Here is an 11883-nt window from a genome sequence, read left to right as displayed (position 1 = left end):
TCTGTTCTAACAATCAGTATTCCCACGTTTCCGGGTTGATACCCAGTTCACGCATGATTACCTTTGCTTCTTCCGGGATTTCATCACTGCGCTCTTTACGCAGGTCTTCATCGTTGGGTAATGGTTGCCCGGTAAAAGCATGCAGAAACGCTTCACACAGCAGTTCGCTGTTGGTGGCGTGGCGCAGGTTGTTGACCTGACGACGCGTGCGTTCATCGGTAAGGATTTTTAACACCTTCAGAGGAATGGAAACCGTAATTTTTTTGACTTGCTCACTCTTCTTACCGTGCTCAGCGTATGGGCTGATATATTCGCCGCTCCATTCAGCCATGAGATACCTAATCCTCTTTGTCAGTAATAATGAGGCCGGAACCTGAGCCCGAGCCATAATTGCATTGCGCGTAGTTTACCGTAGTGGCGCGGTTGTGACACGATGTTAGCCGTCGCATGTGTGCGCTAATGCATATAATTTTAACGGCTATTTCCAGTTTGCTCAATCTATACGCAAAGAAGTTTAGATGTCCAGATGTATTGACGTCTATTGTGACAATGTTTACTCTGGTGCCTGACTTTTCACCGACTCAGCCAGGATCTCCTCAATATGACGCGTAAACAGGCCACCATCGCAGTGCGTAGCGGATTAAATGACGACGAACAGTACGGTTGCGTTGTCCCGCCAATTCACCTCTCCAGTACCTATAATTTTACTGGTTTTAATGAGCCTCGCGCCCATGACTATTCACGCCGCGGTAACCCGACGCGTGACGTCGTTCAGCGTGCGCTGGCGGAACTGGAAGGGGGGGCCGGAGCGGTACTGACCAATACCGGTATGTCGGCGATTCATCTGGTGACCACGGTATTCCTCAAGCCTGGCGATCTGCTGGTTGCACCGCACGACTGCTACGGCGGGAGCTATCGTCTGTTTGACAGTCTGGCAAAACGTGGCTGTTATCGCGTACTGTTTGTCGATCAAGGAGATGAGCAGGCATTGCAGGCGGCGCTGGCAGAAAAACCGAAGCTGGTGCTGGTAGAAAGCCCAAGCAACCCACTACTGCGCGTGGTGGATATTGCGAAAATCTGCCAACTGGCGCGTGAGGCTGGCGCGGTCAGCGTGGTAGACAACACTTTTTTAAGCCCGGCACTGCAAAATCCACTGGCATTAGGCGCCGATCTGGTGTTGCATTCATGCACGAAATATTTAAACGGTCACTCAGACGTGGTGGCTGGTGTGGTGATAGCGAAAGATCCGGAAACGGTCACTGAACTGGCATGGTGGGCGAATAATATTGGTGTGACCGGCGGCGCGTTTGATAGTTATCTGCTGTTGCGCGGCCTGCGTACTCTGTCACCGCGTATGGAGGTGGCGCAACGTAATGCTCAGGCGATTGTGGATTATCTGCAAACTCAGCCGCTGGTGAAAAAATTGTATCACCCGTCATTGCCGGATAATCAGGGCCATGAGATTGCCGCGCGCCAGCAAAAAGGGTTTGGCGCGATGTTGAGTTTTGAACTGGATGGCGATGAGCAAACGCTGCGTCGCTTCCTGGGCGGGTTGTCATTGTTTACGTTGGCGGAATCGTTAGGGGGCGTTGAAAGTCTGATCTCCCACGCTGCAACCATGACACACGCGGGTATGGCGCCAGAAGCGCGTGCTGCTGCCGGGATTTCGGAAACGCTGTTGCGTATCTCCACCGGTATTGAAGATGGCGAAGATTTAATTGCCGACCTGGAAAATGGCTTCCGGGCTGCAAACAAGGGGTAAACATGAGTGTGATTGCGCAGGCAGGGACGAAGGGTCGTCAACTGCACAAATTTGGTGGTAGTAGTCTGGCTGATGTGAAATGTTATCTGCGTGTCGCAGGCATTATGGCGGAGTACTCGCAGCCCGATGACATGATGGTTGTTTCAGCCGCAGGCAGTACCACTAACCAGTTGATTAGCTGGCTGAAGTTAAGCCAGACCGATCGTCTCTCTGCGCATCAGGTTCAACAGGCGTTACGTCGCTATCAAAGCGAGCTTATTAGCGGTTTGTTACCCCCCGAGGTGGCGGATGGGTTGATCGGCGCGTTTATTCACGATCTGGAACGCCTGGCCGGGTTACTCGACAGCGGCGTGAACGATGCCGTCTATGCTGAAGTCGTCGGGCATGGCGAGGTGTGGTCCGCACGTTTGATGTCTGCCGTTCTTAACCAACAAGGGCTGGAGTCGGCCTGGCTGGATGCGCGCGATTTTTTACGTGCTGAACGCGGCGCTCAGCCGCAGGTGGATGAAGGTCTTTCTTACCCATTATTGCAGCAACTGCTGGCGCAGCATCCGGGTAAGCGCCTGGTAGTAACAGGCTTCATTAGCCGCAGTAATGCGGGTGAAACGGTACTGCTGGGGCGTAACGGCTCGGACTACTCGGCGACGCAGGTTGGCGCGCTGGCAGGTGTTTCCCGCGTCACTATCTGGAGCGACGTTGCCGGGGTATATAGCGCTGACCCGCGTAAAGTGAAAGATGCGTGCCTGCTGCCGCTGCTGCGTCTGGATGAAGCCAGCGAGTTGGCGCGTCTGGCGGCACCGGTTCTGCATGCCCGCACCTTACAGCCGGTTTCCGGCAGCGATATCGACCTCCAGTTGCGTTGTAGCTACACGCCGGATCAGGGATCGACGCGTATTGAACGCGTACTGGCTTCTGGTACCGGGGCGCGTATTGTGACCAGCCATGACGACGTCTGCCTGATTGAGTTTCAGGTTCCTGCCAGCCAGGACTTTAAGCTGGCGCATAAGGATATTGACCAGATCCTGAAGCGTGCCCAAGTGCGTCCGCTGGCGGTGGGCGTGCATCCTGACCGCCAACTGCTGCAATTTTGCTACACCTCCGAAGTTGCCGACGGCGCGCTGAAAATTCTTGATGAAGCAGGCCTGCCTGGTGAGCTACGCCTGCGTCAGGGGCTGGCGTTGGTGGCGATGGTTGGGGCGGGCGTGACGCGTAATCCGCTGCATTGCCACCGTTTCTGGCAACAGCTGAAAGGTCAGCCGGTTGAATTTACCTGGCAATCGGAAGAGGGCATCAGCCTGGTCGCGGTATTGCGTACCGGGCCGACGGAGAGTCTGATCCAGGGGCTACATCAGTCAATCTTCCGTGCTGAAAAACGCATCGGTCTGGTGCTGTTCGGCAAAGGCAATATTGGGTCACGCTGGCTGGAGCTGTTTGCCCGCGAGCAGAGCACGCTTTCTGCGCGCACCGGATTAGAGTTTGTGCTGGCAGGTGTGGTTGATAGTCGTCGTAGCCTGCTGAATTATGAAGGGCTGGATGCCAGCCGTGCGTTGGCCTTTTTTGATGACGAGGCGGTAGAACAGGATGAGGAATCATTATTCCTGTGGATGCGCGCCCATCCGTATGATGATTTAGTGGTGCTGGACGTCACTGCCAGCGAGCAACTGGCAGATCAATATCTGGATTTCGCCAGTCATGGCTTCCACGTCATCAGCGCCAACAAACTGGCAGGGGCGAGCAGCAGTAATAATTACCGCCAGATTCATGATGCCTTCGAAAAGACGGGTCGCCACTGGCTGTATAACGCCACCGTAGGCGCAGGCTTACCGATCAACCATACCGTGCGCGATCTGATTGATAGTGGCGATACCATTCTGTCGATCAGCGGGATCTTCTCCGGCACGTTGTCGTGGCTGTTCCTGCAATTTGATGGCACGGTCCCGTTCACCGATCTGGTTGATCAGGCATGGCAGCAGGGTCTGACTGAGCCTGACCCGCGCGTGGATCTTTCGGGTAAAGATGTGATGCGTAAGCTGGTGATCCTGGCGCGTGAGGCAGGATATGACATCGAACCGGACCAGGTACGCGTGGAGTCACTGGTGCCTGCGCACTGTGAAGAAGGCTCCATTGACCATTTCTTTGAAAATGGCGATGAGCTGAACGAACAGATGGTGCAACGCCTGGAAGCGGCCCGTGAAATGGGGCTGGTGCTGCGCTATGTAGCGCGTTTTGACGCTAACGGAAAAGCACGCGTTGGTGTTGAAGCGGTACGCCCTGAGCACCCGCTGGCGGCGTTGTTGCCGTGCGATAACGTGTTTGCCATTGAAAGCCGTTGGTATCGCGACAACCCGCTGGTGATCCGTGGGCCGGGCGCGGGCCGTGATGTTACCGCTGGGGCGATTCAGTCTGACATCAACCGTCTGGCGCAACTGCTGTAGTTTTTGTTGCCGGATAAAATGCGTCAGTATTACTATCCGGCAGCATTACCGTTTATCAATGAGGGCGTTGTATTTCCCTGTCAGCGCTCTTATCGCCTGAAAAACAGAATGGGCAGAGTAACGGGCACTGCACTGAAATTCCGTCTGTTGCCGCAACCAGTCGAGAAAATTACGGCCTGCCGCCAGAGTTATTGATATCCCTTTTTCAACGTGCCCCTCTGTTAGCAGACATACCATTTTACGATTACTGCCTTGCTCCAAAATCTGCCATTGGTTCTGCCACCATCCCTGGTCCGTTTTACCCCGGAGTTGCCAGGGTAATGTGCATTTATTGTCATTTATCTCTTCATCTATAAACCACAGCGATGCGTGACGATTACGAAACGATTCTGCCCAAGCGGTGATTGTCGCGCCGCGTAGAAAACATTCGTGAGAGATAATGTGTGTTTTTACCTCTGGCCAGAGGTGACTTAGTATGCGGAAATGCCCGTGTGCGGTAATGACCGGACGTAAAACCGCGCCGTTGGCGCTCCGTTTGAGCATGGCGCTACCGTACTGGATTTCATCAAACTGGCTACGGCGTAAAAACAGGGTTTCCCGCTGTCTTACTCGCTCAACGATATCGTCATGAATGACTTCGGGTTCAACATTGTCACGCCAGCGGTATCGTAATGAATCCCCTACGAGATGGGGCGTGAAATTACTGGAAATATGCAAAACATTGCCACGAATAGCATCAAAACTGAATAATACATAAAGTTTCTGCTCGGTGCAGGCTCCCTGAAAAGGGACGATTAAGGGAACCGTTGCTATTTGTTCTGGTGGAACAATGGTGGCGAGCGGCTGCTGCTTTGGCGTCCAGACCTTTTTGCAGCTCCGGCACTGAAGGCGTTGGCTGCCCTGGGGATTATGCCCATAGCGGATGGTTTCTCGCTGATAACAACGTGGGCAAAAATGACCGCTTTTGGCGGCAAAATCCGTTAAATATTCCGACAACCAGCTACGAAACTGTTCCTCATTAAACAACGGGGGATAACTGCCGCATACCCGGCAATGCAGTGCAGCATAACCCAACCGATACTCTGGCCAGCTGTAATCTGGTGAGCTCGCCAGCCCCAGATTTTTGCAGCCAAAAGACTTACAGCAATTGATGGTGAACAGCGACGTCATCGTATTACCAACGATTTTTAATGGTCGTTGATTTTGACCTGCAACTATCACAGCTGGATGTGAGTTTTCTCACATAAAAAAACCTTTCAGAACGTAACGTAGCGATTCTTTATATGACTGAAAGGGATTGATTATGAAGTTAAAAATGCTTGCTGTTGGTGTTCTGGTATCACTGCCGTTATGGGCATCGGCAAAAGATGTCACGATTATCTACACCAACGATCTTCACGCCCACGTTGAGCCTTATAAGGTCCCATGGATTGCCAATGGCGCACGCGATATTGGCGGTTGGGCCAATATCGCCACGATGGTGAAGCAGGAGAAAGCGAAAAATAGCGCCACCTGGTTTTTTGATGCGGGCGACTACTTTACGGGCCCTTACATCAGCAGTCTGACTAAGGGTAAGGCGATTATCGATATCATGAACACCATGAATTTTGATGCTGTCACCATAGGTAATCATGAATTCGATCACGGTTGGGACAATACGCTGCTGCAGCTGAGTCAGGCGAAATTCCCCATTGTGCAGGGTAATATCTTTTATCAAAACAGCAGCAAAATGTTCTGGGATAAGCCTTACACCATTATTGAAAAAGATGGTGTGAAGGTTGGCGTGATTGGCCTGCACGGCGTATTTGCTTTTGATGATACGGTTTCCGCTGCGAGACGTGTCGGTATTGAAGCGCGGGATGAAGTGAAGTGGTTGCAACGCTATATTGATGAGCTCAAAGGTAAAGTCGATCTCACTGTGGCGTTGATCCATGAAGGCACTCCAGCACGTCAGTCCAGTCTGGGTGGTACTGATGTGCGTCGTGCGCTGGATAAAGACATCCAGACCGCAGGCCAGGTGCAGGGGCTGGATATCCTGATTACCGGCCATGCGCATGTTGGCACGCCGGAGCCGATTAAAGTCGGTAACACCCTGATTCTTTCTACCGACAGCGGCGGTATTGATGTGGGTAAACTGGTGCTGGATTATCAGCAGAAACCGCATCGATTGACCGTGAAGAACTTCGAGCTGAAGACCATTTTTGCTGATGAATGGCAGCCAGACCCACAGACGAAACAGGTCATTGATGGCTGGAATAAAAAGCTCGATAAAGTGGTACAACAGACGGTTGCAAACTCTCCGGTTGAGCTGACGCGTGCTTACGGAGAATCTTCTTCGTTGGGCAATCTGGCGGCGGATGCACTGTTGGCGGCGGCGGGTAAAGATACCCAGTTGGCGCTCACTAACTCAGGCGGGATCCGGAATGAAATCCCAGCGGGTGCTATCACGATGGGTGCAGTCATTAGCACCTTCCCGTTCCCAAATGAGCTGGCTACGATGGAACTCACCGGTAAGCAGTTGCGTGGCTTGATGGAGCACGGTGCGGGTTTAAGCAACGGTGTATTGCAGGTGTCCAAAGGACTGGAGATGAAGTATGACAGCAGTAAACCGGTCGGCCAGCGAGTCACCGTATTAACGTTAAACGGTAAACCGATTGAGGACGCCACGGTTTATCACATAGCCACCAATAGCTTCCTGGCAGACGGTGGTGATGGTTTTACGGCATTTACCGAAGGTAAAGCGCGAAATACCTCCGGCGGTTATTATGTCTCTAATGCTGTCGTTGATTACTTCAAAGCGGGAAATACGCTGACGGATGAGCAGATTAAAGGCATGCGTGTGGCAGATGTGAAACCATAGTGAGCTCAGGCCAGCAGATAATCCGCTGGCCTGTTGTTTTAGCCTCTGTGAGAGGCAAACACCTCTTTCGCGGCGAATAAACCATTGAGAGCTGCAGGGAAGCCGGCATATACGGCCATCTGCATAATCACTTCAACGATCTCATCCTGCGTTAAACCAACGTGTAATGCCGCGCCAATATGCACTTTCAATTGTGGGGCGGCATTGCCCATGGCCGTTAACGCTGCGATGGTGGCAATTTCCCGGCTGCGCAGATCCAGACCTGGCCGTGCGTAGATGTCGCCAAACGGAAATTCCAGCAGGTAGCGGGCAAAATCCGGCGCGATTTCCTTCAGGCTCTCAACGACGGCCTCTCCCCCTTTACCATCTACCTGTTGCAGCATTTTCTGGCCAGTAACAAAACGTTCTGATTCCATGATTTTCCCCTCGTAGGTGTGGCGTATGGCGAGAGAATAGGGGGCGTAGAATGATTTGGATAATACTGTTTCCGTGATACCTTTTCGGTATGACAACATCGCCATTACACTCTCTGGATATTCGTCTGCTGCGTTACTTTGCCGTTGTGGCACAAGAGAACAATATGAGCCGCGCGGCGCAGCGTTTGTTCATGTCGCAGCCGCCGTTGAGCCGCCACATTCGCCAGCTTGAAGATCGCCTGGGGGTCACGCTTTTTGTCCGTCATACCCGTGGATTAACGCTGACGGAGGACGGCCAGCGCGTACTTGAAATGGTGCGCCCGCTGCTTGATCTCCAGGACAAAACCTACGTTGCGTTGAGTCAGTTAACGCAAGCCGGGGAGCCATCTCTGCGCTTAGGGCTAAGTACGGCGTTTGAACAGGGCGTTTTTGCTGCGCTTGAGTCACAGCTGACTACGCATGTGCAGAAGCGACATATTGTCCGTCATGGTTCGCCTGAACTGGCGCGCCAGGTGCGTCGTGGAAAACTGGATGCCGCGCTGGTGGCGCTACCGCTTGAGACCTCGGGGCTTAGCGTCACGCCACTTGGCTGGCAAGAATCGTTGATCGTCGCCTTACCCGCGTTCTGGCCAGAAGCGGCGCTGCCTTCGCTCTCGTTAACGTCGCTAAGCCACCGACCGCTGTTCTGGTTCAAACGTGAACGTAACCCCGCCTATTTTGATTACACCCGACACATTTTTAGTCGTGCCGGTTACTCTCCTGCCTGTATTGAAGAACCGCTGGAACATGACGTGTTGTTGGCGCGGATCGCGCAGGGTGACGGTCTGAGCCTGCTTCCTGCCTCCTTTTCCGCAATCCAACGTCGGGGGGTGATATTCCTGCCGCTTACCGATAGCGAATTGCGTATCAGTACGGGGTTGGTGATGTTGCCTGAAAACGTAAAAAAATTAGAGTGGCTGCAGACAGTCATGACGCAATCCCTCATCAATTCAGACTGATGTGAATTTTTTTCACGTTGGCTGAGTATTCCTCACCTTTGGCGATGATTTTTGTGTTGACGCCAGCATGCTTTTCCGTCATTTTTACATCTAGACGTCTAAACGTATAGCAGTTCACAACACAACATATAACGACAAAAGATTGATGAGGTAAGGTATGAGCTTTTTTCACGCCAACCAGCGGGAAGCCCTGAATCAGAGCCTGGCAGAAGTTGCCGGTCAGATTAACGTTTCATTTGAGTTTTTCCCGCCGCGCACCAGTGAAATGGAGCAAACCCTGTGGAACTCCATCGATCGCCTGAGCAGCCTGAAGCCGAAGTTTGTTTCAGTCACTTACGGTGCAAACTCTGGTGAGCGCGACCGTACGCACAGCATTATTAAAGGTATTAAGGATCGCACGGGTCTTGAAGCAGCGCCGCACCTGACCTGCATTGATGCGACCCGTGATGAGCTGCGTACTATTGCTCAGGACTACTGGAATAACGGTATTCGTCATATTGTTGCCCTGCGTGGTGACCTGCCGCCGGGAAGCGGTAAACCGGATATGTATGCTTCTGACCTGGTGACACTGCTGAAAGACGTTGCAGACTTTGATATCTCCGTTGCGGCTTACCCGGAAGTGCACCCGGAAGCGAAGAGTGCTCAGGCTGATTTGCTGAATCTGAAGCGCAAGGTTGATGCCGGTGCGAACCGTGCGATCACTCAGTTTTTCTTCGATGTAGAAAGCTATCTGCGTTTTCGAGATCGCTGCGTGTCTGCGGGAATCGATGTGGAAATTATTCCTGGCATCTTGCCGGTATCTAACTTCAAGCAGGCGAAAAAATTTGCCGACATGACCAACGTCCGCATTCCGGCGTGGATGTCGACCATGTTTGATGGTCTTGACGATGACGCGGAAACCCGCAAGTTGGTGGGTGCCAATATCGCCATGGACATGGTGAAGATTCTCAGCCGCGAAGGGGTGAAAGATTTTCACTTCTATACTCTCAACCGTGCCGAGATGAGCTACGCTATTTGTCATACACTGGGTGTAAGACCGAACTAAACAGATACTCAGCCCTCTACGGAGGGCTTTTTTTGATCATTTTGATCTACATCTCTGTAACGCAAAATATAAAAGGAATTAGCTATCGAATCTGTGGGTTATTTCGACTATATCTTATCTCTGGTGGTGTATATCGTAGTCAGAACACTGTAAAGGGAGCATATAGATGAGCATGTCCGACGATAGCCAAAACGCATCAACTGCCGGTAAGTGTCCTTTTCATCAGGGCGGTCACGACCAGAGCGCGGGAGCTGGAACGAACAACCGCGACTGGTGGCCAAATCAACTGCGCGTTGATCTTTTAAACCAACATTCCAACCGTTCTAACCCGCTGGGTGAGGACTTCGACTACCGCAAAGAATTTAGCAAACTCGACTACTCTGCCCTGAAAGGGGATCTCAGAGCCCTTCTGTCCGAATCTCAACCGTGGTGGCCAGCTGACTGGGGAACCTATGCCGGATTATTTATCCGCATGGCATGGCACGGTGCAGGGACCTATCGCTCCATTGATGGACGCGGTGGCGCGGGTCGCGGACAGCAGCGTTTTGCACCACTAAATTCCTGGCCGGATAACGTTAGCCTTGATAAAGCGCGTCGTCTGCTGTGGCCAATTAAGCAAAAATATGGTCAGAAGATTTCCTGGGCTGACCTGTTTATCCTCGCGGGTAACGTGGCGCTGGAAAACTCAGGCTTTCGTACCTTTGGCTTTGGTGCCGGTCGTGAAGATGTCTGGGAACCGGATCTCGACGTAAACTGGGGTGATGAAAAAGCCTGGCTGACCCACCGTCACCCGGAAGAGCTGGCTAAGGCGCCGCTGGGCGCAACCGAAATGGGTCTTATCTATGTGAACCCGGAAGGGCCGGACCATAGCGGCGAACCGCTTTCAGCGGCAGCGGCTATTCGCGCGACCTTCGGTAACATGGGAATGAACGACGAAGAAACCGTAGCGCTGATTGGTGGCGGTCATACGTTGGGTAAAACCCACGGGGCTGCACCGGCATCGCATGTTGGTGCCGATCCAGAATCCGCACCGATTGAAGCGCAGGGCCTGGGCTGGGCCAGCAGCTACGGCAGCGGCGCGGGTGCGGATGCCATTACATCCGGTCTGGAAGTGGTCTGGACGCAGACGCCAACCCAATGGAGCAACTATTTCTTCGAGAACCTGTTCAAATATGAGTGGGTACAAACTCGCAGTCCGGCAGGCGCTATTCAGTTTGAAGCGGTTGATGCGCCAGAAATTATTCCCGATCCGTTTGATCCGTCGAAAAAACGTAAGCCGACGATGCTGGTTACCGACCTGACGCTGCGTTTCGATCCTGAGTTCGAGAAAATCTCCCGCCGTTTCCTGAACGATCCGCAGGCGTTCAACGAAGCGTTTGCTCGTGCGTGGTTTAAACTGACGCACCGTGATATGGGGCCAAAAGCGCGTTACATCGGACCGGAAGTGCCAAAAGAAGATCTGATTTGGCAAGATCCGCTGCCGCATGCGTTCTTCAACCCAAGCGAAGAAGATATCCTGAAACTGAAGGCGACCATCGCTGCTTCCGGGCTGTCCGTGGGCGAACTGGTATCGGTAGCATGGGCTTCGGCATCGACTTTCCGCGGTGGAGATAAGCGTGGCGGCGCTAACGGTGCGCGTCTGGCACTGGACCCACAGCGCGGCTGGGATGTGAATGCCACCGCGGCACGCGTTCTGCCTGTGCTGGAAGGGATTTATAAGTCTGCCCATACCGCCTCGTTGGCCGATATTATCGTGCTGGCCGGTGTGGTTGGTGTCGAGCAGGCGGCTAGCGCTGCGGGAGTCAGCATTAAGGTACCTTTTGCGCCGGGTCGTGTGGATGCGCGTCAGGATCAAACAGATATTGAGATGTTTGAGCTGCTTGAGCCGATTGCTGACGGTTTCCGTAACTATCGCGCCCGTCCTGACGTATCGACCACCGAGTCGCTGCTGATCGATAAAGCGCAACAGCTGACGCTGACCGCACCGGAAATGACCGTGCTGGTGGGTGGTATGCGCGTACTGGGCACCAACTTTGATGGTAGCCAGCACGGCGTCTTTACCGATCGTCCTGGCGTACTCAGCACTGACTTCTTCGTCAATCTGCTGGATATGCGTCATGAGTGGAAGGCGGTTGATGAGTCAAAAGAGCTGTTTGAAGGTCGTGACCGTCTGAGCGGCGAAGTAAAATACACCGCAACTCGCGCCGATCTGGTGTTTGGTTCTAACTCTGTGCTGCGCGCAGTGGCTGAAGTCTATGCCTGTAGCGATGCCCACGAGAAGTTCGTGAGAGATTTCGTTGCCGCATGGGTGAAAGTGATGAACCTGGATCGTTTCGATCTGCTGTAACAGACGATGCCGGATGCCGC

Annotated in this window: 9 protein-coding genes; 6 read left to right on the top strand and 3 right to left on the bottom strand. The window is 53.1% G+C overall.

Features of this window, described 5'->3' with window-relative positions; all coding sequences use genetic code 11:
• Positions 1-13: 13 nt before the first annotated feature.
• On the bottom strand, positions 14-331 hold the full coding sequence (gene metJ, locus ACU8YC_RS21930; protein ID WP_003028816.1) for a met regulon transcriptional regulator MetJ: 318 nt from the start codon (positions 329-331) through the stop codon (positions 14-16).
• Positions 332-601: 270 nt separating this feature from the next.
• Between metJ and metB the strand changes: the two genes are divergently transcribed.
• On the top strand, positions 602-1762 hold the full coding sequence (gene metB / locus ACU8YC_RS21925) for a cystathionine gamma-synthase (RefSeq protein ID WP_003028818.1): 1161 nt from the start codon (positions 602-604) through the stop codon (positions 1760-1762).
• A gap of 2 nt (positions 1763-1764) precedes the next feature.
• Positions 1765-4197 (top strand): bifunctional aspartate kinase/homoserine dehydrogenase II, encoded by a 2433-nt coding sequence (gene metL / locus ACU8YC_RS21920; protein ID WP_151218454.1) that lies wholly within the window; start codon positions 1765-1767, stop codon positions 4195-4197.
• Between the two features lie 45 nt (positions 4198-4242).
• Here metL and ACU8YC_RS21915 read toward each other — a convergent pair whose 3' ends face one another.
• Entirely contained in the window at positions 4243-5367 is a 1125-nt protein-coding gene (locus tag ACU8YC_RS21915; protein ID WP_151224165.1) for a cytoplasmic protein, read from the bottom strand.
• 133 nt (positions 5368-5500) lie between these two features.
• Between ACU8YC_RS21915 and ACU8YC_RS21910 the strand changes: the two genes are divergently transcribed.
• Positions 5501-7057 carry a bifunctional metallophosphatase/5'-nucleotidase gene (locus ACU8YC_RS21910; RefSeq protein ID WP_446895746.1) on the top strand — a complete coding sequence of 519 codons (1557 nt, stop codon included), beginning with the start codon at positions 5501-5503 and terminating at the stop codon, positions 7055-7057.
• 38 nt (positions 7058-7095) lie between these two features.
• Here the strand turns inward: ACU8YC_RS21910 and ACU8YC_RS21905 are convergent, their stop codons facing one another.
• Positions 7096-7473, bottom strand: a complete 378-nt coding sequence (locus ACU8YC_RS21905) for a carboxymuconolactone decarboxylase family protein (protein WP_151218457.1) — start codon at positions 7471-7473, stop codon at positions 7096-7098.
• Between the two features lie 89 nt (positions 7474-7562).
• On the opposite strand from ACU8YC_RS21905, the gene ACU8YC_RS21900 reads away from it, so the two are divergent.
• The 3 genes from ACU8YC_RS21900 (at position 7563) to katG (ending at position 11863) form a co-directional block, all read left to right on the top strand.
• Positions 7563-8471: a LysR family transcriptional regulator gene (locus ACU8YC_RS21900; RefSeq protein WP_187260220.1), complete on the top strand. Its 909-nt coding sequence runs from the start codon at positions 7563-7565 to the stop codon at positions 8469-8471.
• Between the two features lie 157 nt (positions 8472-8628).
• Complete coding sequence (gene metF, locus ACU8YC_RS21895; protein ID WP_003028830.1) at positions 8629-9516, top strand: methylenetetrahydrofolate reductase; 888 nt, start codon at positions 8629-8631, stop codon at positions 9514-9516.
• Between the two features lie 166 nt (positions 9517-9682).
• Entirely contained in the window at positions 9683-11863 is a 2181-nt protein-coding gene (gene katG, locus ACU8YC_RS21890; RefSeq protein WP_151218458.1) for a catalase/peroxidase HPI, read from the top strand.
• The last annotated feature ends 20 nt before the right edge of the window (positions 11864-11883 follow it).

Source organism: Citrobacter sp. VF227 (genome assembly GCF_052950715.1).
Note: the sequence above shows the minus strand (reverse complement) of the source record. Positions and strands in the feature narration are given on the sequence as shown.